The sequence below is a fragment of the Aliiroseovarius zhejiangensis genome (assembly GCF_014656375.1).
GTDB lineage: Bacteria > Pseudomonadota > Alphaproteobacteria > Rhodobacterales > Rhodobacteraceae > Aliiroseovarius > Aliiroseovarius zhejiangensis.
The window spans coordinates 345,520-369,832 of the sequence record NZ_BNCH01000001.1; the positions used below are offsets into that span (position 1 = coordinate 345,520).

Sequence of the window (24,313 nt, forward strand, 5' to 3'; positions counted from 1 at the left end):
GCCCGGCGTAGTGATATGTCCTAAAATGAAACGTGCGGGCAATCTGGCCCGCACGTTTGCTTTGCTTGGTGATCAGTGCGCAACAGGCGGCGCGCTGGTCGGGTTCTTGGCCAGGGCCGTGGCAGCCTCTTCGGCGGCCTCATCCCATTCCACGGCGACCGGTTCACGCACCAGGGCGTGTTTCAGCACCTCGGACACGTGACTGACCGGGATGATCTCCAACCCTTCTTTCACATTGTCGGGAATGTCGCGCAGGTCTTTTTCGTTTTCCTGCGGGATCAACACGGTCTTGATGCCACCACGCAGGGCCGCCAGCAGCTTCTCCTTCAGCCCGCCAATGGCCAGCGCGTTGCCGCGCAACGTGACTTCGCCCGTCATGGCGATGTCTTTCTTGACCGGAATGCCCGTCAGAACGGACACGATGGACGTCACCATCGCCAGCCCCGCCGAGGGGCCATCCTTGGGCGTCGCGCCTTCCGGCACGTGCACGTGAATGTCCCATTTTTCGAACTGGGGTGGCTTGACGCCGATTTCCGGTGCGATCGAACGGACATAGGAATTGGCCGCGTCGATTGACTCTTTCATCACATCACCCAGCTTGCCGGTGGTTTTCATCCGGCCCTTGCCTGGCAGACGCAAGGCTTCGATGGACAGAAGATCACCACCCACACTGGTCCAGGCCAGCCCGGTGACAACACCGATCTGATCCTCTTTCTCGGCCAGACCATAGCGGTGCTTGCGCACGCCAAGATAGTCGTCCAGCAGATCGGGTGTGATCTCGATCGTATCGACCTCTTTCTTGACCAGCTTGGTGACGGCCTTGCGCGCCAGCTTGGCAAGCTCGCGCTTCAGGTTCCGCACCCCCGCCTCGCGGGTGTAGTAGCGGATGATATCGGTCAGCGTGGTCTCGGGCACGGTAAATTCGCCCTTCTTCAACCCGTGATCCTTGATCACTTCCGGCAACAGATGACGCGTTGCAATCTCGCGCTTCTCATCTTCAGTGTAGCCCGCCAGCGGAATGATCTCCATCCGGTCCAGAAGCGGACCGGGCATGTTGTAAGAGTTTGCGGTGGTCAGGAACATCACATTCGACAGGTCATATTCGACCTCAAGATAGTGGTCGACGAAGGTCGAGTTCTGTTCCGGGTCCAACACCTCAAGCATCGCGGATGCCGGGTCGCCCCGGAAATCCTGCCCCATCTTGTCGATCTCATCCAAGAGGATCAGCGGGTTCGTGGTCTTCGCCTTTTTCAAGGCCTGGATAATCTTGCCGGGCATCGAGCCGATATAGGTCCGGCGGTGACCGCGAATTTCGCTTTCATCGCGCACACCCCCCAACGAGATGCGAATGAACTCGCGCCCCGTGGCCTTGGCAACCGATTTCCCAAGCGAGGTTTTACCCACACCCGGAGGGCCGACAAGGCACATGATCGGGCCTTTCAGCTTTTTCGAGCGTTGTTGCACGGCGAGATACTCGACAATGCGTTCCTTGACCTTCTCAAGCCCATAGTGATCGGCGTCCAGAACCTTCTGGGCGTTATTCAGGTCTTTCTTGACACGGCTTTTCGTGCCCCATGGCAGACCCAGCATCCAATCCAGATAGTTGCGCACGACCGTGGCTTCGGCCGACATGGGCGACATGTTCTTGAGCTTTTTCAGCTCGGCATCCGCCTTCTCGCGCGCCTCTTTCGACAGCTTGGTGGCTTCGATCTTCTCTTCCAACTCGGTCAGTTCGTTCTGACCTTCCTCGCCGTCGCCAAGTTCCTTCTGAATGGCCTTCATTTGCTCGTTCAGATAGTATTCACGCTGGGTGCGCTCCATCTGGCTTTTGACGCGCGTCTTGATCTTTTTCTCGACCCGCAGCACGGACATTTCGCCCTGCATCAGGCCGAACACCTTTTCCAGACGTTCGGACACGGTGAAGGTTTCCAGCAGCTCCTGTTTCTGGTCGACTTCTACGCCCAAATGACCCGCCACAAGGTCAGCCAGCTTGTCCGGCGCGCGGGTTTCCGACACGGCGGCAAGGGCTTCTTCGGGGATGTTTTTCTTGATCTTGGCGTAGCGTTCAAACTCTTCGCTGACCGAGCGCAGAAGCGCCTCGATCTCGTTTGGGTCGCCGGGCCGCTCTTCGATCACCTCGGCAAAGGCCTCGAAATACTCGGTGTTGTCGACATAATCGGTGATGCGCACACGCGACTGCCCTTCGACCAGCACTTTCACGGTGCCATCGGGCAGTTTCAGCAGTTGCAGCACATTCGCCAGCACGCCCACGGTATAAATCCCATCCACATCCGGCTCATCAACCGACGGGTCGATCTGGCTGGACAGAAGGATCTGCTTGTCATCTGCCATCACCTCTTCCAGCGCACGGACGGATTTCTCGCGCCCGACAAACAGCGGCACGATCATGTGGGGGAACACCACGATGTCGCGCAGCGGCAGGACCGGGAAGGATTGGCTCAGTTGCTCACTCATAAGATTTCCTTGTTTTTGGCAAAGCGCCCTGCCCCTGTGTTGCGGCAGCCGGGGCGCCTCCTGTTCGGATATTCAGATGGGGGTCGCAACCCCCGACGTCAACCCGCTTTGCCTCTCCACTCTGCCCCCGCCGCGCGCCGACAACAAGGGCAAAGCGGGACCTGTTTTGCAGAAGAAGGTTAGCGATTTCCTAAAGCGGGTCGATATCGCCCTGCGCGCGCCCGGCATGGAAGGCTGTTTCCCATTCGGCAAAGGTGCCGGCGGCGATGGCGTCGCGCATGCCCTGCATGATCTCTTGGAAATAATGCAGGTTGTGCCAGGTCAGAAGCATGCCCGAAATCATCTCTTGCGCGCGGAACACGTGGTGCAGATAGGCGCGCGAATAGTTGCGGCAAGCGGGACATGTGCAGGCTTCATCCAACGGGCGCGGGTCGTCCTGATGGCGGGCGTTTTTGATATTCAAAACACCGTGACGGGTGAACACCTGCCCCGTGCGACCGGACCGCGAGGGCAACACGCAGTCCATCATGTCGATGCCGCGTTTGACCGCGCCCACGATATCGTCGGGTTTGCCCACACCCATCAGATAGCGTGGCTTCGCTTCGGGCAGGAAGCCAGGTGCAAAATCAAGGCAGTCGAACATGGCCGCCTGCCCTTCGCCGACGGCCAGCCCGCCAACGGCATAGCCGTCGAACCCGATCTGTTTCAAAGCCTCGGCGCTTTCTTCGCGAAGGTCGCGTTCCAGCCCACCTTGCATGATCCCGAACAGGGCATGGCCGGGGCGATCCCCGAACGCCTCTTTCGACCGGGCCGCCCAACGCATCGACAGGCGCATGCTGTCCGCGATGCGGTCACGGTCGGCAGGCAATGCGGGGCATTCGTCGAAGCACATGACAATGTCGGACCCCAGCAGCCGCTGAATCTCCATCGAGCGTTCCGGCGTCAGCTCGTGTTTCGACCCGTCAATGTGGGATTTGAAGGTCACACCCTTCTCGGTCAGTTTGCGCAGACCCGCCAGGCTCATCACCTGGAAGCCGCCCGAATCGGTCAGGATCGGCTTGTCCCAGTTCATAAACGTGTGCAGGCCACCCAACCGGTCGATCCGTTCCGCCGTCGGGCGCAGCATCAGGTGATAGGTGTTGCCCAGCAGAATGTCGGCACCCGTTGCCGCAACACTTTCGGGCATCATCGCCTTCACGGTGGCCGCGGTGCCCACGGGCATGAAAGCCGGGGTGCGGATCTGGCCGCGTGGGGTCGAAATCACACCGGTGCGGGCCTTGCCGTCCGTGGCGTTCAGGGTAAACGTGATGCGGGTCTGGTTCTGATCTTGCATGCGGCTGATGTGGCGCATGACGCCCCGATTGCCAAGCAGTTTTTAAGCAAACACCGGTGCCGACCGACCTGCCGGTCAGCTGTCGTCGTCGTGGCTGATCCTGACCGTGCCAAGGTTGGCGGCATTCACCCGTTCCGACAGCCGTTCCAGCTTGCGACTGGTCAGCATCAGTTCGGTCAGCGTGGTGTTATCCACCCGATTGGCCAGCGCATAGGCGACGTCCTGCACCATGCGGGCCGCCTGGTCCAGCTGCTTGGTGCACGTCACTGTCTTCGTCTCACCGTTCTTCGTCGATATCACCGCCAAGGCTCCTCGTATCGCACATGCACACCTCAAAATGTGTTTTCAACAGAGAATTCAAGTCGAACGCGTCTATTTTATGGCGAATTATAGGCGTTTGCGCATCAAGCTGTTGTGATATTCGACACAGTCGACCGTTCTTAACGTTGTTTGGATCGCGAAGCGAAACAAACAACGCAGCCCTCAAATAAGTGCATCTGCGCGCGTCGGGCGGGTCGGCACATCCGGCGATCTGGCAAGATCGTTCAACTGCGCGCGTTTGCCGCCGGGCTGGCACTGGACCTTCACGATCGTAATCCTTATATGATCAGTCAGGTTTAGAATGATGGCACACAGACTATGAACACATCCGACAAGATTGAAGGCGAACCACTGATCAAGCCGTCGACGGTCGATCATCCGCTTTATGACAGCGTGGTCGAAGCCTGCCGCACGGTCTATGATCCTGAAATTCCGGTCAATATCTTTGACCTCGGTCTGGTGTACACGATCGAGATCAACGACCAGAACGAGGTTGACCTGATCATGACCCTGACCGCACCGGGCTGCCCGGTGGCGGGCGAGATGCCGGGCTGGCTGGTCGAGGCGATCGAGCCGGTCGCGGGCGTCAAGCAGGTGAATGTCGACATGACCTGGGACCCGCCCTGGGGGATGGAGATGATGTCGGATGAAGCGCGTCTTGAACTGGGGTTCATGTAATCCCATCTGACGCCATCAGTACCGCAATCGGCGCGTCAGGCGCCATGCGCGCCCTTGAAGGAGAGACGGATGTTTGGCATTCCCGGCAAAGCGCCGATCACGATGACACAAGCCGCCGAGAACCAGATCGCCAAGCTGATGGCGTCTGGCGGGCACACGGGCTTGCGGATCGGGGTCAAGAAGGGCGGCTGTGCGGGTATGGAATACACCATGGACTATGTCGACGAGGTCGACCCGCATGAAGAAGTGGTCGAACAGGGCGATGCCCGCGTGATCATTGCCCCCATGGCACAGATGTTCCTGTTTGGGACCGAGATCGACTATGAGGTATCGCTCCTGGAATCCGGGTTCAAGTTTCGCAACCCCAATGTCAGCGAAGCCTGCGGCTGTGGAGAATCGATCAAATTCGACGACGCGCTGACCAACGGGACATCGTAAAGCTGATGGCGGTCAGCGACGCCGATATTGCCTTCGTCAAAGAGCTGTTTCACGGACTTGGCCCTCTGACCCATCGCAAGATGATGGGTGGCGCGACCTTTTACTGCGACGGGCAGGTCTTTGCGATCCTGTCCAGCAAGGGCGAGGTTTACCTGAAAGCGAAAGGTGCCTTTGCCGAGGCACTGGATGCCGAAGGCAGCCACATTTTCGGGATGGACGGCAAGACGATGGGATATTGGACCCTGCCCGACGCTGCCCTGGACGACCCGGATCTGGCCCGCGATTGGGCGCAACGGGCGCTGGACGCTCTGGCCTGATCGCGACCACCCTTCGACCACTAAACAGCATGACCACGCCCAATTGCGCCGCGGCACTTGGCCTGCGGGGCTTGACGCCCATCGCGCTGCGTCCGACAACACGCGTGACACAGTAGGAGACATATGATGACCCGGCGCAAACTGGCAGCAGGCAATTGGAAGATGAACGGGACCAGCGCGGATCTTGTCGAGTTGGAGGCGCTGGCAAAAGCCCACCCCACCCCCGGCTGTGACATCCTGATCTGTCCTCCCGCCACCCTGATTTCCCGTGCGGCCGCGGCGGCATCTGCGCAGATCGCCATTGGCGGACAGGATTGTCATCAGAAGGACAGCGGCGCCCATACCGGCGACGTGTCCGCCCCGATGTTGCTGGATGCGGGCGCCCAGTATGTCATTCTGGGCCATTCAGAACGCCGCGAGGATCACAGGGAAAGCGACACCGATGTGCGCAACAAGGTCGTCGCGGCCCTGTCCGCCGGGTTGAAGGCGATCGTCTGCGTCGGCGAAAGCCTTGCCGAGCGTGAGGCCAACAACACGCTGGACATCATCGGCGGGCAATTGGCCGGGTCGATTCCGGATGTCGTCACGGGCGACAGCCTTGTCGTCGCCTATGAACCGATCTGGGCGATCGGCACCGGCAAGGTACCGACGCTGGACCAGATCGGCGAGGTGCATGATTTCATCCGCATACGGTTGGAAACCCGGTTCGGCGCAGGCGTCGGGCGGTCAACGCGCATTCTGTATGGCGGCTCTGTGAAACCCGCCAATGCGTCCGAGATTTTTGCCGTTTCGAATGTCGATGGCGCACTTGTCGGGGGCGCCAGCCTGTCGGCCACGGATTTCTCGCCTATCATCACCGCGTTGGAAAACGCCTGACCCGCCAATCGGGGTCAATCTGCGGCTTGACAAAGGACCTCACTTAATTAACTCGTTAATTATTTCCGCGGGAGCTCTTGATGGACTACTCCGACCTCGCCGACTGGCAGAAACGCGCCGCCGACTGGGCGCGAGACTATCACGCGGGTCTGCGCGACCGGCCCGTGCGCCCCAACATCGCGCCGGGTGAGTTTCTGGCAAAGATTGACGCCCCCGTTCCAGAACAGCCTGATCCGGTCGAGGCGATCTTTGACGACTTCACGCGGCTGGTGCCTGACGCGATGACCCATTGGCAGCACCCGCGGTTCTTTGCCTATTTCCCGGCCAACGCCGCCCCTGCCTCGATGCTGGCCGAGCAACTGGCCAACGCCATGTCAGCGCAAGCCATGCTGTGGCAAACCGCCCCCGCCGCGAATGAGATGGAAGAACTGGTGATCCGCTGGCTGCGTGATGCGATGGGGCTGCCCCTTGGTTTCACCGGCACCATTCATGACAGTGCGACCACGGCGACTTTTTCTGCTGTCACGACCATGCGCGAACTCGCCTTGGGGCACGAAGGCATCACCAAAGGGCTGTCTGGCGCGCCCACGCTGCGCATCTATGCCAGCGCGCAGACCCATTCCAGCGTCGACAAGGCGGTGCGCCTGTCGGGCATCGGGCAGGACAATCTGGTCAAGGTGCCAACCGTGCCCGGACATCCCACCTGGTCTATGGACCCGGACGCCCTTGATCGCCTGATCCGCGACGATCTTGCGGCGGGGCTGAAGCCCGCTGGTGTTGTGCTTTGCGTTGGCGGCACGTCCATCGGGGCATGTGACGACATCACTGCCTGTATCGACGTGGCACACGCCCACGGCCTGACCGTGCATGTGGACGCCGCCTGGGCCGGGTCCGCCATGATCTGTGAAGAGTTTCGCACCCTCTGGACAGGAATCGAGGCCGCGGACAGCATCATCTTTAATCCTCACAAATGGCTGGGAGCCCAGTTCGATTGCGCCGTGCAGTTCCTGCGCGATCCCGCCCCGCAGATCGGCGCGATGGGGTTGCGCCCCGAATACCTCAGGACGCAGGGCAAGGATGAGGTGGTCAATTACAACGAATGGACCCTGCCCCTTGGCCGCCGCTTCCGGGCGCTGAAACTGTGGTTCCTCTTGCGCGCCGAGGGGCTGTCGGGCCTGCGGGCCCGCATTCGCAACCATGTCGCCTGGACTAACGAGGTCGCAGAGGTCATCGCCACCCTGCCCGGCTTTGAAATCACGACACCGCCAATCTTGTCGCTGTTCACTTTCCGCTTTCACGACGACGCGAAAACCGCCGCCCTGCTGGAGCGGGTGAACCGCGACGGTCGCCTGTATCTGACCCAAACCCAGCACGAGGGGCAGTTCGTCATCCGCGTCTCGGTCGGCCAATATTCGACGACCCGTGACGATGTGATGATGATCCCCGACGTGCTGCAGGAACTGTCCCGCGACCTCTAACAGCAAGAAATCTTTACTTTTCCGTGCCAGCGTATAAACTGGATGCGGGTCATGCCTTGTGCGGCGGACATTATTTTACCGCACAATCGGCATGCCGGCACCCGCTTTGGTTCTTATCTATTAGATAGGCGAAAGGGGAATCCAATGGAGTTCGGGAAGGACTTTACATATCACGAGTACGTCGCCGATGGCGTCGTTCACGGTTTGGGGGTGGTCGCCGCAATTATCGGATCGGTCGCCCTGATCTACTGGGCAATGGGGGACGCCCCTTTGGGGCATCTGCCGCCCATGCTGGCCTATGGGGCCGGGCTGATCGCCAGCTTCACCTTATCCGCAGCGTATAACATGACCCTTCACCGGTCGGCACGACAGGTGTTGCGCAAATTCGATCACGCGGCGATCTATCTGATGATCGCGGGCACTTATACGCCCATCGCCCTGATCGGAATTGGCGGCACCAATGGCTATGCGCTGGTTGCTGCGGCATGGACCCTTGCCCTGATCGGCGTGGCGATGAAGCTCTTTTTCTTCGGTCGGTTCGAACGGTTCGGACTGATGCTGACCTTGATGCAGGGCTGGATGGCGGTTCTGATGATCGGCCCACTGATCGCTTCGTTCAGCCCGGTTGTGCTGGTGTTGCTTGTCGGTGGCGGATTGTTGTTCACCTTGGGAATCTTCTTCCATCTTGGCGAACATCTGCCCTTCAACCGCGCGATCTGGCATATCCACGTCCTGCTGGGCGCGGCGGCGCATTACGCCGCTGTCGTGATGGTGGTGGGCACCTGAGGTCGAAATTAACCGCGGTTCATGACGCGAACAGAACAGACCTGTCGTTTCCCGACCCGCTAGGCTCAGGGAAGGGAGGACGGAAATGGATCGGCTGGACTGGCTCATTTCACTTGTTGTGCGCACCATTGGTGCCGAGCGTGGACGCGCGGCGCGTGGGCGCCCCTGACGGTCATTCACCGTCACCACGCCCCACAACAATTCAGGTTTCAGCCATGACCAAGACCAGTTCCCGCCGATCCGGTGGACGTGCCGCCCGCCAGGCCCTGCGCGCAGCCCCGCTTGCCCAAGATGTCCGCCCCGTCCGCGCAGGGATGGAGGGCGGCACCTTCACCCCCCTGACCCCGGAAGGCATTCGTCGCATTCACCTTGCCGCGCTCGATGCGCTGGAACAGGTAGGGCTGGCAGATGCGCCGCCATCGGGCATCGACATCATGACCCGCGCGGGCGCGGTGCTGGGCGAAGATGGACGCCTGCGTTTCCCCCGCGCCCTGGTCGAAGACATGCTCGCCAAGGCGGCAAAGGGGATCACCCTGTGCGGGCGCGACCCGCGCCATGATCTGACCCTGGGCGCAAGGCGCGTGCATTACGGCACTGCGGGTGCGGCGGTTCACATGGTCGACCCGCATGGGCGGGAGTATCGCGAAAGCACCGTTCAGGACCTGCATGATGCCGCACGCATCGTCGATCAACTGGACAACATCCATTTCCTGCAACGGCCCATGGTCTGCCGCGACATCCCCGACAACCGCGAGATGGATCTGAACTCGATCTATGCCTGCACGTCGGGGACGACAAAACACGTGGGCATCTCGTTCTCGGAACCCGATTTCGTTGAGGACGGTATCGGGCTTCTGCACATGATCGCGGGCGGGGAAGCGGCCTGGAGGGCGCGCCCGTTCGTGTCGAACTCCAACTGCTTTGTCGTGCCGCCAATGAAATTCGCCACCGAAAGCTGTCAGGTGATGGAGAAGGTGATCGCGGCCGGCATGCCCGTTCTTCTGTTGTCTGCGGGCATGGCGACCGCCACGGCGCCCCCTACGCTGGCGGGCGCGATCGTTCAGGCCGTCGCCGAATGTCTGGCGGGTGTGGTCTATGTGAATGCAATTGCGCCGGGGCACCCCGCCATTTTCGGCACATGGCCCTTCCTTGTCGATCTGCGATCCGGGGCCATGTCGGGCGGATCGGGGGAACAGGCGCTGATGTCGGCGGGCTGCGCCCAGATGCACCAGTTTTATGGCCTGCCCGGCGGAGCGGCGGCGGGGTTCTCGGATTCAAAACTGCCCGACATGCAGGCGGGGTGGGAACAGATGTGTTCCAACGTACTGGCCGGCCTGTCCGGGTTGAACATGGTGTACGAAGCGGCGGGCATGCACGCGTCGCTTCTGGGCTTTTGCCACGAAAGCCTGATCCTGGGGGACGATATTGTCGGGCAGGCGTTGCGCTGTGTGCGCGGGATCGAAGTCACTGAAGATGCGGTCAGTATCGAGATGATGCGATCGGTCTGCCTTGACGGCCCGGGTCACTATCTGGGCGAGGATCAGACGCTCAGCCGGATGCAGACGGATTTTGTCTATCCGACGCTTGGCGATCGAACCTCCCCCAAAGAATGGGCCGAGGTCGGCAAGCCCGACCTGATCGCCGCCGCGACCGCACGGAAAGAGGAGATACTGGCGCAAAGGGCCAGTGCCCGTTTCGATCCGCAAGTCGATGCTGCGATCCGGGCGCGGTTCAACATCCACCTGCCGCAATAAAATCCGCTGCGTGCGTCACCCGCGCGCGGCCTCGGCCTTTTCTTCCAAGGTCAGCCATTCCTCTTCTGCCGCGGCCAACGCTTTCTGCCGCTCGGCAAGACCTTCGGACGCTTTCTTGAATTTCACCGGCTCCCTGGTGAACAGCTCCGGGTCCATCAGAAATTCTTCCAGTTTTGCAATCTCGGCAGACAGGCGATCCATTTCGGCGGGCAAGGCGTCAAGGCGATGCTGTTCGGTAAAGGACAATCCATCAGGTTGCGACCTCATGTCCTGCTTGAGATTTTCTGCCTTCGGCTTTGATTTTTCTTTCTTTTTTTCAGGTGCGCCCACCCGCGCATCCCGTTGCGCCTGGTAATCCGACCAGCCGCCCGGATAGATCGTCGCCCGCCCGTCGCCTTCCATCGCGATGGTGCGTTCGGCCACGCGATCCAGAAAATCACGGTCGTGGCTGACCACCAGAACCGTGCCGTCATAGGCCGTGATCAGCTCTTGCAAAAGGTCCAGTGTTTCCACGTCCAGATCGTTGGTCGGCTCGTCCATCACCAGAAGGTTCGATTGCCGCGCCATGATCTTGGCCAGGATCAGCCGCGCCTTTTCGCCGCCGGACAGTGACCGGACGGGCGCGCGGGCCTGAGCGTCGGAAAACAGAAACTCTTTCAGATAACCAACGACGTGTTTGGGATTACCCCGCACCATCACCTGATCGGCCTTGCCCGATACGCGCATGTCGGGGTCGCCGGTCAGGTTTTCCCATAGGCTGTCATCTTCGACCAGCCCGGTGCGGTTTTGGTCGAACACCGCGATTTCCAGCCCTGTGCCGTGTTGCACGCTGCCGGTATCGGGTGTTTCCTGCCCGACCAGCATGTTCAGAAGCGTGGTCTTGCCCGCCCCGTTCGGGCCGACGAAGGCGATGGTTTCACCGCGCATCACGCGCAGGTCGAAGTCGCGCAAGATCACCCTGTCGCCATAGGATTTCGAGATGCCGCGCGCCTCAATCACCTTGCGACCCGATTTTGGCCCGGCCTCCAGCGCCATCTCTGCCGCGCCCTGCCGCTTGATCTGGGCGGCGCGTTCGGCCTTGAGGTCCTGCAACGCCCGCAGGCGGCCCTGGTTGCGCTTGCGCCGCGCGCTGATGCCTTCCACCGCCCAGCGCGCTTCGGATTTGATCTTGCGGTTCAGCTTGTGGCGGCTTTGGTCTTCTTCGTCCCAGACCTTGTCGCGCCAGGCTTCAAAGTGCTCGAACCCCTTTTCCTGCCGCCGCACCTGTCCGCGATCAACCCAGAGGGTGGCGCGGGTCAGCGCGCGCAGAAAGGCCCGGTCATGGCTGATCAGGATGAAGCCCGCGCGGGTTTGCGACAGTTCATCCTCAAGCCATTCAATCGCCTGAATGTCCAGGTGGTTGGTCGGTTCGTCCAGCAACATGAGGTCAGGCGCTTCCGCCAGCAGCTTCGCCAATGCGGCGCGCCGGCGCTCGCCCCCCGAGGCGGTGGTGACAGGGGCATCCAGCCGCAGTTTAAGCCCCTCGGCCACCCGTTCCACCAGGTAATCCTGCCCCGGTTCAAGCCCCGAGACCGCGAACTCCCCCAACGTGGAAAACTGCGACAAATCCGGGTGTTGCTCCATATACCCGACCGACACGCCGGGCGACAGGACGCGCGTGCCCTGATCCGGTTCGACCAGCCCGGCCATGACCTTCATCAATGTCGATTTACCCGACCCGTTGCGCCCGACCAGCGCCACCCGGTCGCCCGGTTGCACCACAAGGTCAAGCCCGTCAAACACGGGATCGCCGCCAAAGGTCAGCGAAATATCGGACATCTGAAGTAAGGGTATACGCGCCATATCGCCGGGTTAGGCAATCCGCCTGCCAAGGTCAACAGACGGCATGTGCGGACAACGCGCGCAGCAGGCGCAACCGGGCGGGCGGCACGGCAAAAACCTCCAACCCCGTAAAGACATGCAGCGTGTTTAGGTCATGATCAACCACCGCGTGATCAGACACCCAGCCCCCCATCGCAAGATAGCTGCGCAGCAGCGGCGGCATCACGCGCAGGGCCTGTCTTGCATCCGGCGCACGGCCCGAGCCCGGTGCAAACCGGATCGCATCGGGTGTTTTGATCCGTGGTCGCCAAGTGCCGGGCGACAGGTGATGCGCGCGTAAAAAGGCAAACACCTCGCGATAGCGGGTCGCATCGGTGCCAGGGAATGAGGAACAGCCAAACAGCATCCCGACGCCCTCGGCTTCGACCTGCTGGGTCAGCATCGCCCAGGCCAGACGCAGGATATCGGACTTGTCACGGGCCTCGGACGAGATGCAGAAGCGTCCGATTTCGACCATCGGGGCGTCATAGTGTGCCAGCGCCGACAGATCATAAAACTGCGCGGCATAGCTGTCGTCAATCCGCGCCCCGTTTTCGAACGACTGCACACGGCAACATGCGACCAGCGCGCCCGTCGCGCGGTCTTCGACCAACAGGTGCCAGCAGCCATCGTCAAAACGATCGGCGTCCAGTCCGTCGCGGCCGCGAAAGCAGCGATGGCGCAGCGATTGTGCGGCCCGGATATCAGCCGAGCTTTGGTCCTGCCGGGCGGCGTAGCGGCCAGCGGTCAGTGTCAGCATATCACCCCTTCCAGCCCATCGCGGGGCAAGTTCGTGCAACATATGCGCCTCTGAGCTTATGCCGACAAGATGCAACGGATCCATGACAGCCGTCGCGAGAAAACGAAAAACGCGGCACCGGACCGGCACCGCGCTTTTGACTCATGTCTTTTGCGGTCAGTTCCCGCGAATCTGTTCCGCCACGTCGATCCGACCGATGGATCCAAAGAGCTGCCGCAGGAACCCGATGCCCTTGATGTTGCTGTCGGTCACACGGCGTTCCAGCACGACGACGCGCCCGTCCTCAAGCCCGAATCGTTCAATGTTCTCAACGACGCCCTTTTCCGTGAAGGTGATGGCCAGCACTTCGCGGTCAATCTCTTGCGGGGCGTTATACAGGTAATGCTTGAAACGCGAGCGGACGTAATAATACCCGCTGCCCGCCAACAGGCCTGACGTGCCCGGTTTGCCGATAGAGGCGCCGACTGTTTCACGCGTGTCCTTGCCGACCTCGATCAGGTCGACATCTTCTTTCGGCGGCATGTAACCGTGATTGCGGTATATTGCCGAACAGCTTGCGACAAGGGCCACCAGCAGCATTGCCGTGATCATCTTGCCCGTATTTCTGCCCATCTGGCGCAGATATGACATGCCGCCCCCTTGCGTTCTTCACCCTGTCTTGGGTATCGGCTTAGCCCAGGATCGCGCATGGTTCAAGAAACGATCACCGGCCGCCAGGGTCTGGTGTATGGTTCTGTCTGACCAAAGGCGACACCGAGTATTCAGCGGAGACGCAACATGACCGACACACACCCCTCTGGCAGCGCCCTGCCCTTTTCACATCCCTTGCGCGTGGCCGAGTTGCCCACGGGCCGGCCGACCCAGTTCGAGCTTGCCCCCGACGCCGCAGAATGCGCCGCCATCGCCGCGGATCTGGGGATCCAGGGTCTTCGCAAGCTCAGGTTCGCAGGGGAACTTGCCCCCTTTGGCAAGCATGACTGGCAGATGCAGGCGGAACTGGGGGCAACCGTGACACAGGCCTGCGTGGTGACACTGGATCCGGTCACGACGCGGATTGACGACAGGGTGGACCGTCGGTGGCTTCGCGATCTGGATCAGCCCGCGGGCGCGGACGAGGTCGAAATGCCCGAAGACGATACGATCGAGGCTTTGGGCACCGTGATTGATCTGGGTCAGGTGATGGTCGAGGCCCTGGCCCTGGCTCTGCCGCTTTATCCCCGCGCGGAAGGGGCTGAAATTCAGACGACGGTGTTTACCGAACCGGGTCTCAAGCCAATGAGCGACGAAGACGCCAAACCCTTTGCGGGTCTGTCCGGCCTGCGCGACAAACTGGGCAGGAAAGACAATTAACGGGATTTCGGTGCAATTCGCCCTTGCAAGAATCAAGAAAAGCAGTATTTTCCCGCCTTCTTCCAAAAGATGGGTTGGACAGCGCACCGCAAACCGCGTATGAGGCGCCGAGACTCAGGAATGACTTGAGAACACCGGGCCGCTGCGCCCCAGAATGACACCGGGCGATACCGCCCCCGAAACCGAAGGTTGAGACCATGGCTGTCCAACAGAACAAAGTATCGAAGTCGCGCCGCAACAACCGCCGTGCGCATGACGCCCTGGTTGCCGCGAACCCGAACGAATGTTCGAACTGCGGCGAGCTGAAGCGCCCCCACCACGTCTGCCCCTCGTGCGGCCATTATGACGACCGCGAAGTCGTTGCAATTGCCGACGAAGTTGACTTCGACGACGAGGACGCGGCGTAAGGCTCTTGCCCGGCGCGGGCGGGCATGTCAGAAAATCCCCGAGCATGGGATAACGAATGACAATGAACGCCCCCAAACGCACAATCGTATCGGTCGACGCCATGGGCGGAGATCTTGGACCGGCAGCCGTGGTTGCCGGTCTTGCGCTGTCTGCCGACAAGAACCCCGAAATCGGGTTCATTCTGCACGGCAACAAACCCCAGCTTGAAGGACTGGTTGCCCGTCATGCGGGGCTGGCCGAGGTGTGCGAGATTCGCCACGCCGACGAAGCTGTCACGATGGACGACAAGCCCAGCCATGTGATGCGCAACGGGCAGAACACCTCGATGTGGTCGGCGATTGACGCGGTGCGGGATGGCGACGCCGAAGTTGTAGTCAGTTGTGGCAACACCGGCGCCCTGATGCTGCTGTCGATGGTGCGGCTGCGCAAGTTGCCCGGCGTGAACCGCCCGGCCATTGCCTGCCTGTGGCCGTCGCGCAACCCGTCCGGGTTCAACGTGATGCTGGATGTGGGCGCCGATGTGCGCGCCGACGAGGACGACCTTCTGCAATACGCGATGATGGGCGCGTCCTATGCCCGCAACGGCCTTGGCATCGCCCGCCCCCGCGTAGGCCTGTTGAATGTCGGGACCGAGGAACACAAGGGCCGCGCCGAGCTGAAAGCCGCTCACGAACTGATCACCAACGCCGCCGAGGGCGCGCAGATCGATTTTGTCGGGTTCGTGGAAGGGGTCGACCTGCCCTCGGACCGCGTCGATGTCATCGTCACCGACGGGTTTACCGGCAATGTCGCGCTGAAAACGGGCGAAGGCACCTCCAAGCTGATTTCCGGCCTGCTGCGCGAGGCGTTCAGCGCCACGATCGCGTCGAAACTCGCCGCCCTTCTGGCCATGCGCCCACTAAAGCGCATGGGCCAGCGGGTCGATCCCAGCCGCAACAATGGCGGCGTGTTTCTGGGCCTGAACGGAACCGTGGTCAAAAGCCACGGCTCGGCGGATGCCACGGGGATTTCCGCCGCCGTTCGGCTGGCGTTTCAGCTGGCCAAGGGCGGCTTCAACCAGAAGCTCGCCGCCCGGGTTGCATCCGGCGACGCATCACGTCAAGATGCCGCAACGGAAAGCCGGCAAGGTGAGCAGCAAGAATGACAAGACGCGCCGTGGTCAAGGGCGTTGGGCATTATTTGCCCGAACGCGTCGTCCCGAACTCGTATTTCGAAAAGATTGTCGACACCTCAGACGAGTGGATTCGCACGCGCTCGGGGATCGAACGGCGTCATTTCGCAGCCGACGACGAAACCACCTCGCAAATGGCCGCCAACGCGGCGCGCGCGGCCCTGCAACAGGCCGGGCTGACCGCTGATGACATCGACGCAATCATCGTGGCCACATCAACCCCTGACCTGACCTTTCCGTCCGTGGCAACCATGGTGCAAAGCGAATTGGGCATGTCACGCGGCTTTGGCTTTGACGTGCAGGCGGTCTGCGCTGGCTTTGTCTTTGCGCTGACCAACGCCAATGCGCTGATCCTGTCCGGACAGGCCGACCGTGTGCTTGTCATCGGGTCCGAGACGTTCTCGCGCATTCTGGATATGACGGACCGGTCAACCTGCGTGTTGTTCGGTGACGGCGCCGGGGCCCTGGTGCTAGAAGCGCAGGACGGCAACGGTGACACCACGGATCGTGGCATTCTGTCGGCGGATCTGAACTCGGACGGGCGGATGCGCGAGATGCTGTATGTCGATGGCGGCGTGTCGACGACGCAGACCTCGGGCCATTTGCGGATGCAGGGCAATCCCCTGTTCCGGCAGGCGGTTGGCAAGCTGACCGAAACCGCCGAAACCGCGTTGAACAAGGTCGGGCTGACCGATGACGATCTGGATTGGATCGTGCCCCATCAGGCCAACATCCGCATCATTCAGGGCACCGCCAAGAAGATGGGCGTGCCGATGGATCGGGTGATCCTGACTGTGCAGGACCATGGCAACACCTCGGCGGCGTCGATCCCGCTGGCATTGTCGGTGGGCTGTGCCGAGGGCAAGATCAAACAGGGCGATCTGGTTGTGACCGAAGCCATTGGTGGTGGTCTGGCGTGGGGCGCGGTGGTGATCCGCTGGTAATACCGTCAAACCCCTGCCTGAACGGCAATTCCCAAGCCGTTGATATTGACTCGGAAAATCAAACCACCCATGCTTCCCGAAAACAATCAGGGGGACGACATGAGTGAAAAGACTTTGACCCGCATGGACCTGAGCGAGGCCGTATTTCGCGAAGTCGGCCTGTCGCGCAACGAAAGCGCGCAGCTGGTCGAATCCGTGCTGGGCCATGTATCCGATGCCCTGGTGGCCGGTGAAAGCGTCAAGATTTCATCCTTCGGCACGTTTTCAGTGCGCGACAAGGCCGCCCGCGTGGGCCGAAATCCGAAAACCGGCGAAGAAGCGCCGATCCCGCCGCGCCGGGTTCTGACATTTCGCCCATCCCACCTTATGAAAGACCGGGTCGACGAAGGGAACAAACGCTGATCCCTTCGCGGCGCCCAGTCGACGGGTGCCCGCGCCCTGATGAATAAAAGAAGCAGAACAGACAGGTCTGGACATGGATAAGAAGTCACCCGACGCCTTCCGCACCATCAGCGAGGTGGCCGAATGGTTGGGTGTGCCAACCCATGTGCTGCGGTTCTGGGAAAGCCGGTTCAGCCAGGTCAAACCGGTGAAACGCGCCGGTGGGCGACGCTATTACCGCCCCAACGACATGGAGCTTCTGGGCGGCATCCGGAAGCTGTTGCACGAAGATGGCATGACCATCCGGGGCGTGCAAAAGCTGTTGCGGGAAGAGGGGATCAAGCACGTCGCCGGGATGTCTCCGCCTCTCGACAGCGACGAAATGCGCGACATCACCCCGTCGAACGTCGTTCCCTTGGCAGAAAAGCGCGCAAACGGAAACAGCTCGGATGACGTGCCGATGAAGGCAGAGCGCGCGGATGCGCCGTCTGCCGAGCCGGAACAGTCAGATCCGTCCACGTCACAAACCCCGTCTGCTGACGAGGCGCCCCCCGAAACGGTATCGCCTGAAACAGCGTCATCCGATCCGGCGTCCGGCACCCCTGCCCCCACCGTTTCCACACCACCTGCTTCGTCACAACTTTCGGACAAGACGGAGGTGCCGCATCACGAAGAAGCGTCCCACACCGCGCCCGAGCAACCCGACGACGCGGCCAACCTGCCCGAAACCGAAACCGAGACTGGCTCCCAGCCCGAAGCCGACGTTGAACCACCCTTCACCCGTGGGGATGTGGGTGACGCGCAGGACGAACGCCCGGCGCCCCTGCCCGACGCCGAACCGGAGCCACAGCCAGAACCCCGGCTTTTCGCCTCTGCCCGAACGGCACCCGACACGGCACACGCCGGCACGGAAGGCGCGCCCGAGCTTCCGGGTCTGCAGGACGACCCCGAATCGCATCACGCACCCGACGCGCCGACGGCGTCCTCTGCCCCTGCGGATGCGCCTGCACCATCGCCAGTGGAAACGCCCCCTGCCCCGCGGATTGATATTTCGCATATTCCCGCCGACCCCGGCGACGACGACGCGACCCCGCCCCCACCCCTGACAGCCGCGTTGCGGCAGGCCCGTAAATCCGGCACCCGCGCGCACATTCCTGCCTTGCAGGCGCTGGCGGACCGGTTGGAGTCGCTGGCGGCGCAAATGAACCGCGACCCTGGCCCGACCCCATAAGGCCGGAAATGAAACGCCGATCTGTGCCCCCGTGCGGAATGACGCATTTCCTGCCGTTTCCCGCTTGCCCTGCCCCAGAAAATCACTATGTAGGGGCCTCAGTCGGGCTATGGCGCAGCCTGGTAGCGCGTCCGTCTGGGGGACGGAAGGTCGCAGGTTCGAGTCCTGCTAGCCCGACCAATCTCAAAACCGCCCGCCCGTTCATCGGGCGGGTGTTTTTGTATCCGCGTGACGGATGAAAGGGGGGATGCGAATGAAAACCGGCGTTTTGGCAGACCGGCAAATCCGGCAGATGATCACCGATGGTGGGATCGCCGCGTCCTCGCCCATTCTGAATGAGCAGATCCAGCCGGCTTCGCTGGACCTGCGGCTTGGCGACACGGCCTATCGCGTGCGTGCGTCGTTTCTGCCCGGCAAGGGCTCGACCGTGGCCGAACGACTGGACGAGTTGACGATGCACAAGGTGTCGCTGACCGGCGGCGCGGTGCTGGAAAAGGGCTGCGTCTATGTCGTGCCGCTGATGGAACGTCTGCGACTGGCCGACGGGATGACCGCAGCGGCCAGCGCCAAATCCTCGATCGGACGGGTCGATCTGATGACCCGCGTGATCACCGATCACGGGATCGAGTTCGACCGCGTGCCGGAAGGCTATGACGGGCCGCTTTATGCCGAACTGTGCCCGCAGAGTTTTTCTGTCGTCGCCCAGCCCGGACAGCTTTTGAACCAGATCATCTTTCGGCAAGGCAAGACAATCCTGACCGATGACGAGTTGCGCGCGGTCCATGCACGCAGCCCCATCGTGACCGGCGATCCCGTGATCTCGGACGGGCTCGGGTTTTCGGTCGACCTGAAACCGACCTCTGGCGATCTGGTGGGCTATCGCGCCAAGCGCCATACAGGCGTGGTCGACCTGTCAAAACTTGCCCATTACGACCCTGTGGACTACTGGGAAGAGGTGCACACGACGGACGGGCGCATCATCCTTGACCCCGGCGCGTTCTATATCCTTGTCAGCCGCGAAGCGATTGCCATCCCGCCTGACTGCGCCGCCGAAATGGCCCCCTATCTGGCGATGGTGGGCGAGTTTCGCGTGCATTATGCGGGCTTTTTCGACCCCGGCTTCGGCTATGACGCCGCGGGCGGGTCCGGGTCGCGCGGGGTGCTTGAGGTACGCTGCCACGAAGCGCCCTTTGTGCTGGAACATGGGCAGGTCGTGGGGCGGCTGGTCTATGAACGGATGAGCGAGGTGCCCGAGGTGCTCTATGGTGCCGACATCAAGTCGAATTATCAGGGCCAGGGGCTGAAGTTGTCAAAACACTTCAAGTGATACAGGCCACCCGATCTGCCGGTCAGGCCTGAAACCGATAGAAATCGCGCGCTACGGTGTGAAAGACCTGTGTGTGACAGGCTTGCGGCACAAGTTCAGCATAGGCGCGGAACAACGTGTCATAATCGGAATACAGGCTGTCGACCGGGAAGTTTGACCCGAACATGCAACGATCTGCGCCAAACTGGTCAAGACAGACATCAACGATCGGGCGGAAATCCCGAATCTGCCAGTCATGTTTGAACATGCCAAGCCCCGATAGTTTGCAGGTGACATGTGGCAAGTCAGAAAGTTGGCGAAGCGTGCTGGCCCAATCGGCCAGCCCGGTCGTCGAACGATCATGCGGGCTGCCCGCGTGACACAGGGCAATCTGTGTGTCGGGCGCCGTTTCCAGAACGCGGGCGGTCCTTTCCATCAGGTCCGGGATCAGTTGCAGATCGAAGCTCAACCCGCGCCGCCCCAATTCGCGCAGGCCATCGGCGAACCGGGGATCGTCCAGCAGCGTGTTGGTGCCGGTCTGGGCATCCTCGCCCGGCGCGCGCCCGACGATCTGACGCACCCCGCGCAGGGTTGAGAGGGTTTGGAGCCGGTCAAGCTCCGCGCCAAGGTCCGGCGCGGTCAGATCACAGAACACAACCTGAACCAGCGGCCAGTCGGGGTTGGCGTCCGCCACCGATTGGATCCAGACGGCCTCTTCCCAGCCATCTTCCGCGCCGACCTGAATATGCACCGACCCCGTGACGCCTTGCGCGCTTGCGTCGCGGCGAAACTCGTCCAGCAGATAATCGCGTTGTATCGGGGCGGGATCGCCAAAGAACCGCGGCGTGCCCTTGGCCATCAGCCACGGGTAATGCACCTTGGACAAATCCCAAAGGTGGTGGTGGGCGTCGATCATCACAGCGCTCCGTCGGCCAGTCGTTGCAACACGTCATCGCCCTGAGCTTTCCAGAAATGCAACAGGTCGATGAAGACCCAGTTCTCGGCCAGTTTATCGCCGTTGCGGCGGTAAATGTCGATCACGCGGAACTCTCCGATCTTGCCGGTGGCGGCATGCCCCATGAAATCGCCTGTCAGCCGCGCGGTGAAATTTGGCCAGCCGAAAAACCCACCATAGTGTCCTTCGGCCAGCCGCGCGATATGAGTGGTTTTCGAGCGGTCCGAAAAGGCGGCGCGGAACGGCCCCGAATGCTGGCGTGTATAGCGCGGGATCGTATAGGTCGCGCCAATGCCGGTCGGCCCCCACCATAGCATCTCCTCGGCCCATGTCCGGCGCAGTTCGTCCTCAAGGCGCAGCCCGCTTTGCCACTGGCCCAAATCGCGGATCATACGATTGATCAGGTCCAGCGTGGCCTTGCCCTGGTCACGCGGTTGCGGTGCAAACAGCAGCCCGTCTTGGGTCTGCGGCCCCGGTTGCACCAGTTGCGCGGCGGTTTGGCCGGGGAACGGTTCCAGCCCAGCCTGCACCATCAGATGCGGCAGGTCGAAATACATCGCCGTTTCCACGATCTTGCCACCTGCGACCCGATGAAACGCGCAATAGCGCAGCATGGCGATCTTGCCGGTGGGCCGGATGTTCAGGAAGGGCTGGTCGAACAGCCCCATCAGGTGCCCCATCGACACCACCCAGACCCCTTCGAACCCGTCCATCTGGTTCAGACCGGCGAAGAACACATCCTCGCGCCATTGCAGGCTGGTCAGGCTGTTGCGCAAAGGGGTCCAGAACCGCTGGGCGACCTCGGAAGCCGAGGTGATCTGACCAAAAGGGTGACATCCGCGCCAGACATAGCCCTCGGCGACATGATCGGACATTGCGCGATCTGCGGTGATTCCCGGCGCGACCAGATCGGCGTGGTGGCGCCGGACCAGTTCCTTTGCAGGCTGCAGTTGGTTCATTTCAATCTCATTACAGTCGGTTACGCGCTTTTTGCATACGCTTGCAAAAATACCTTGCCAAAAAGTCGCAGCAGAGTCTAACCTTTTTGCAATCGTATGCAAAACCCAATGGGAGGGGGTCCACATGGCCGAGATCCAGTTGCGCAACATCAGCAAGCGCTGGGGCGCCTTTGTCGGTGTCGACAATTTTGACCTGACCATCGCCGACAAGGAATTTCTGGTTCTTCTGGGGCCATCGGGCTGTGGCAAGACCACCACGATGCGGATGATCGCGGGGCTTGAGGACGCCACCGAAGGTGACATCATCGTTGACGGTGAACGGGTCAATGACAAGGAACCCAAGGACCGCGATGTGGCGATGGTGTTCCAAAGCTATGCGCTTTATCCGAACATGAACGTTTACGAAAACATCCGCTTTCCGCTGAAGGTGCGCGGCAGTGACCCGGCGACCCACCATGATCGTGTGATGCAGGCCGCCGAGCGGGTTGAGCTTTTGGACTTTCTGGACCGCAAACCAGCCGCGCTATCGGGTGGTCAACGCCAGCGCGTGGCGCTGGCGCGCGCCATTGTGCGCAAGCCCAAAGTGTTCCTGATGGACGAACCCCTGTCCAATCTTGACGCCAAGCTGCGGGTGTCCACCCGTGCGCAGATCAAGAACCTGAGCCACGATCTTGCCGCCACCACGATTTATGTGACCCATGACCAGATCGAAGCCATGACCCTGGCCGACCGCGTGGTCGTGATGAAACGTGGCGTGGTTCAGCAGGTCGGCAGCCCGACCGAGATTTATGACACCCCCGCCAACACCTTCGTCGCCAGCTTCATCGGCTCGCCCGCGATGAACCTGATGGACGGCGAGGTGCAGGGCGGCACATTCCGCTCGCAACACACAGAAATCCACGGCCTGACCGCCCCTGACGGCCCGGTCACGCTGGGTTTCCGCGCCGAGGATGCAAGCCTGGCTGCTGCCGTACAGGGGCAGATCAACGCCCCGATCTATACGCTTGAGCTGTTGGGCGACGCGACGATGATTTCCGTGCGCATCAATGGCGCGCTGGTCTCGGTCAAAGCAGACAAGGCCTTCCGGGCCGAGATCGGGGACACGGTCTCAATCTCGGTCCCCAACGAGATTTGCCACATTTTCGAAGCAACCGAAGATGGCAAACGTATCGAGGGATAACCCTCAGACACCTGCCGCGCAAGTGGCACAACCATGGTCCGTGAGTCGACGGCGGACCTGAATAAACAGGGAGACATTTTGATGTTCAAGAAACTTGCATTGGCCGGCGCGTTGTCGGTGATGACAACCGGCGCATGGGCCGCATGTGCTTATGAAAACACGACACCCTTGAAATCGCTGTCCGCCGGGTTCGAGGCCTGGAAAGCGGTCACGGACGCGATGGCGGAATGCGGAAATTTCCAGGCTTCGCTGGATCAGGAGTTCCGTGAAAAGCAACCGGAGGCCTTTGCGGCAAAACCCGCCCTGTATCAGATTGGTGGCGTGGCAAACTCGACCATGGTGCCGCTTTTGAACGCGGGCACCATCCGCCCGCTCGATGATCTGGTGGCCAAATATGGACAACACCTGAAGCCCAATCAACTGATCAAGGTGGATGGCAAGATCTACGCCATTGCGATGATGGTGAACCTGCAGCATCTGATGTATCGCGAGGACATCCTGAACGACCTTGGCATTGCCGTCCCCACCACCTATGCCGAGATGCTGGACGCCGCCGCCAAGATCAAGGAAGCGGGCGTCGTGGACTACCCGATTGGCGGCACGTTCAAGACCGGATGGAACCTGGGCGAAGAGTTCATCAACAACTTTCTTGGTGAAGGGGGCGAGTTCTTTACCGATGGCAACATGCCCAACATCAACAACGAAAAAGGCGTGGCCGCGCTGGAAGTGATGAAGGCGCTGACCGAATATATGGACCCGGAATATCTGGTGTCCGACTCGACCTATGTTCAGCAGCAATTCCAACAGGGCAAGATCGCCATGGCAAACCTGTGGGCCAGCCGTGCCGCCGCGATGGATGATGAGGCCGAAAGTCAGGTCGTGGGCAAGGTCGTGATGGCCGCCGCCCCGATGGGGTCCGAACGCCCGGCTTCATCGCTGTGGTGGGATGGTGTCGTTTTCGCCACCAACATGACCGATGAAGTAGCCGAAGCTGCCTTTCAGGTCGCGATGGAGGGTATGGACACCGAGATGGTCAAGGCCAACAACGACGCAGCCGTCTGGCTGATCGACGGGTTTGAGGCTGGACGGCTGGCCCAGGGCGCCTATGAAACCGCGCAGAAAGGCGCCGCGCCCTATCCCGGATCCGGTCCGATGGGCATCATGCACACGGTCTTGGGCAACGGGATTTCGGATTACCTGACCGGTGCCAAGGACGCGGCCACGACGCTGGCCGACATCGAAGCGGCCTATATCACGGCCGCCAAGGAATCGGGTCTGGTGCAATAAGCCCCGATCCGGGGGAAGGGTTTCGGCCCTTCCCCACCCCTTCACGACCCCACCCGGACCATCAG

General features: G+C 61.3%; 24 protein-coding genes and 1 tRNA gene. 17 read left to right on the forward strand and 8 right to left on the reverse strand.

The annotated features are described in order from the left end of the window. Nucleotides 1-72: 72 nt before the first annotated feature. The 3 genes from lon to IE188_RS01635 all read right to left on the reverse strand — a co-directional run bounded on the left by lon (nt 73) and on the right by IE188_RS01635 (nt 4,039). Nucleotides 73-2,475, reverse strand: a complete 2,403-nt coding sequence (gene lon / locus IE188_RS01625; protein ID WP_191284723.1) for an endopeptidase La — start codon at nt 2,473-2,475, stop codon at nt 73-75. A 190-nt stretch (nt 2,476-2,665) separates the two neighbouring features. After that, nucleotides 2,666-3,808, reverse strand: a complete 1,143-nt coding sequence (gene tgt / locus IE188_RS01630) for a tRNA guanosine(34) transglycosylase Tgt (RefSeq protein ID WP_191285288.1) — start codon at nt 3,806-3,808, stop codon at nt 2,666-2,668. Nucleotides 3,809-3,883: 75 nt separating this feature from the next. Then, nucleotides 3,884-4,039, reverse strand: coding sequence for a hypothetical protein (locus IE188_RS01635; protein WP_191284724.1), 156 nt, complete (start codon nt 4,037-4,039; stop codon nt 3,884-3,886). A 408-nt stretch (nt 4,040-4,447) separates the two neighbouring features. Here IE188_RS01635 and IE188_RS01640 point away from each other — a divergent pair, with 408 nt between their 5' ends. The 7 genes from IE188_RS01640 to IE188_RS01670 all read left to right on the forward strand — a co-directional run bounded on the left by IE188_RS01640 (nt 4,448) and on the right by IE188_RS01670 (nt 10,456). Further along, entirely contained in the window at nt 4,448-4,807 is a 360-nt protein-coding gene (locus IE188_RS01640) for an SUF system Fe-S cluster assembly protein (protein WP_191284725.1), read from the forward strand. Between the two features lie 69 nt (nt 4,808-4,876). Continuing rightward, entirely contained in the window at nt 4,877-5,245 is a 369-nt protein-coding gene (locus IE188_RS01645; protein ID WP_191284726.1) for a HesB/IscA family protein, read from the forward strand. A gap of 5 nt (nt 5,246-5,250) precedes the next feature. After that, nucleotides 5,251-5,562, forward strand: a complete 312-nt coding sequence (locus IE188_RS01650) for a TfoX/Sxy family protein (RefSeq protein ID WP_191284727.1) — start codon at nt 5,251-5,253, stop codon at nt 5,560-5,562. Between the two features lie 126 nt (nt 5,563-5,688). Continuing rightward, complete coding sequence (gene tpiA / locus IE188_RS01655) at nt 5,689-6,438, forward strand: triose-phosphate isomerase (protein ID WP_191284728.1); 750 nt, start codon at nt 5,689-5,691, stop codon at nt 6,436-6,438. Nucleotides 6,439-6,518: 80 nt separating this feature from the next. Continuing rightward, a complete protein-coding gene (locus IE188_RS01660; RefSeq protein WP_191284729.1) occupies nt 6,519-7,916 on the forward strand; it encodes a pyridoxal phosphate-dependent decarboxylase family protein in 1,398 nt (465 codons plus the stop codon). Between the two features lie 144 nt (nt 7,917-8,060). Beyond that, the gene (gene trhA, locus IE188_RS01665) at nt 8,061-8,702 is read left to right on the forward strand and encodes a PAQR family membrane homeostasis protein TrhA (protein ID WP_191284730.1); all 642 of its coding nucleotides are present in this window, start codon (nt 8,061-8,063) and stop codon (nt 8,700-8,702) included. A 215-nt stretch (nt 8,703-8,917) separates the two neighbouring features. Next, nucleotides 8,918-10,456 (forward strand): trimethylamine methyltransferase family protein, encoded by a 1,539-nt coding sequence (locus IE188_RS01670; protein WP_191284731.1) that lies wholly within the window; start codon nt 8,918-8,920, stop codon nt 10,454-10,456. A gap of 15 nt (nt 10,457-10,471) precedes the next feature. On the opposite strand, the gene IE188_RS01675 is transcribed toward IE188_RS01670, so the two are convergent. The 3 genes from IE188_RS01675 to IE188_RS01685 form a co-directional block, all read right to left on the reverse strand. Further along, on the reverse strand, nt 10,472-12,298 hold the full coding sequence (locus IE188_RS01675; protein ID WP_191284732.1) for an ABC-F family ATP-binding cassette domain-containing protein: 1,827 nt from the start codon (nt 12,296-12,298) through the stop codon (nt 10,472-10,474). A gap of 31 nt (nt 12,299-12,329) precedes the next feature. After that, the gene (locus tag IE188_RS01680) at nt 12,330-13,076 is read right to left on the reverse strand and encodes a GNAT family N-acetyltransferase (protein ID WP_191284733.1); all 747 of its coding nucleotides are present in this window, start codon (nt 13,074-13,076) and stop codon (nt 12,330-12,332) included. A gap of 156 nt (nt 13,077-13,232) precedes the next feature. Further along, nucleotides 13,233-13,706 carry an outer membrane protein assembly factor BamE gene (locus IE188_RS01685; RefSeq protein WP_191284734.1) on the reverse strand — a complete coding sequence of 158 codons (474 nt, stop codon included), beginning with the start codon at nt 13,704-13,706 and terminating at the stop codon, nt 13,233-13,235. A 147-nt stretch (nt 13,707-13,853) separates the two neighbouring features. Between IE188_RS01685 and IE188_RS01690 the strand changes: the two genes are divergently transcribed. From IE188_RS01690 to IE188_RS01725, 8 genes are all read left to right on the forward strand, one after another. Continuing rightward, nucleotides 13,854-14,426: a YceD family protein gene (locus tag IE188_RS01690; protein WP_191284735.1), complete on the forward strand. Its 573-nt coding sequence runs from the start codon at nt 13,854-13,856 to the stop codon at nt 14,424-14,426. A gap of 197 nt (nt 14,427-14,623) precedes the next feature. Then, nucleotides 14,624-14,833 carry a 50S ribosomal protein L32 gene (rpmF, locus tag IE188_RS01695; RefSeq protein WP_191284736.1) on the forward strand — a complete coding sequence of 70 codons (210 nt, stop codon included), beginning with the start codon at nt 14,624-14,626 and terminating at the stop codon, nt 14,831-14,833. 56 nt (nt 14,834-14,889) lie between these two features. Beyond that, nucleotides 14,890-15,978 (forward strand): phosphate acyltransferase PlsX, encoded by a 1,089-nt coding sequence (plsX, locus tag IE188_RS01700; RefSeq protein ID WP_191284737.1) that lies wholly within the window; start codon nt 14,890-14,892, stop codon nt 15,976-15,978. Beyond that, nucleotides 15,975-16,949 (forward strand): beta-ketoacyl-ACP synthase III, encoded by a 975-nt coding sequence (locus IE188_RS01705; RefSeq protein ID WP_191284738.1) that lies wholly within the window; start codon nt 15,975-15,977, stop codon nt 16,947-16,949. The genes plsX and IE188_RS01705 overlap by 4 nt, the downstream gene beginning before the upstream one ends. A 99-nt stretch (nt 16,950-17,048) precedes the next feature. Continuing rightward, nucleotides 17,049-17,351 carry an integration host factor subunit alpha gene (gene ihfA, locus IE188_RS01710; protein WP_191284739.1) on the forward strand — a complete coding sequence of 101 codons (303 nt, stop codon included), beginning with the start codon at nt 17,049-17,051 and terminating at the stop codon, nt 17,349-17,351. 73 nt (nt 17,352-17,424) lie between these two features. Then, nucleotides 17,425-18,561 carry a MerR family transcriptional regulator gene (locus IE188_RS16735; protein WP_229836406.1) on the forward strand — a complete coding sequence of 379 codons (1,137 nt, stop codon included), beginning with the start codon at nt 17,425-17,427 and terminating at the stop codon, nt 18,559-18,561. 103 nt (nt 18,562-18,664) lie between these two features. Continuing rightward, nucleotides 18,665-18,741, forward strand: a tRNA-Pro gene (locus IE188_RS01720). 73 nt (nt 18,742-18,814) lie between these two features. Next, complete coding sequence (locus IE188_RS01725) at nt 18,815-19,888, forward strand: 2'-deoxycytidine 5'-triphosphate deaminase (protein WP_191284740.1); 1,074 nt, start codon at nt 18,815-18,817, stop codon at nt 19,886-19,888. A gap of 22 nt (nt 19,889-19,910) precedes the next feature. On the opposite strand, the gene IE188_RS01730 is transcribed toward IE188_RS01725, so the two are convergent. Further along, complete coding sequence (locus IE188_RS01730; RefSeq protein ID WP_191284741.1) at nt 19,911-20,783, reverse strand: amidohydrolase family protein; 873 nt, start codon at nt 20,781-20,783, stop codon at nt 19,911-19,913. Then, nucleotides 20,783-21,781 carry a nuclear transport factor 2 family protein gene (locus tag IE188_RS01735; RefSeq protein ID WP_191284742.1) on the reverse strand — a complete coding sequence of 333 codons (999 nt, stop codon included), beginning with the start codon at nt 21,779-21,781 and terminating at the stop codon, nt 20,783-20,785. The genes IE188_RS01730 and IE188_RS01735 overlap by 1 nt, the downstream gene beginning before the upstream one ends. A gap of 124 nt (nt 21,782-21,905) precedes the next feature. Here IE188_RS01735 and IE188_RS01740 point away from each other — a divergent pair, with 124 nt between their 5' ends. Both IE188_RS01740 and IE188_RS01745 read left to right on the forward strand, forming a co-directional pair. After that, on the forward strand, nt 21,906-22,961 hold the full coding sequence (locus tag IE188_RS01740) for an ABC transporter ATP-binding protein (RefSeq protein ID WP_191284743.1): 1,056 nt from the start codon (nt 21,906-21,908) through the stop codon (nt 22,959-22,961). An 81-nt stretch (nt 22,962-23,042) separates the two neighbouring features. After that, nucleotides 23,043-24,248 (forward strand): ABC transporter substrate-binding protein, encoded by a 1,206-nt coding sequence (locus IE188_RS01745; protein WP_191284744.1) that lies wholly within the window; start codon nt 23,043-23,045, stop codon nt 24,246-24,248. Nucleotides 24,249-24,313: the final 65 nt, after the last annotated feature.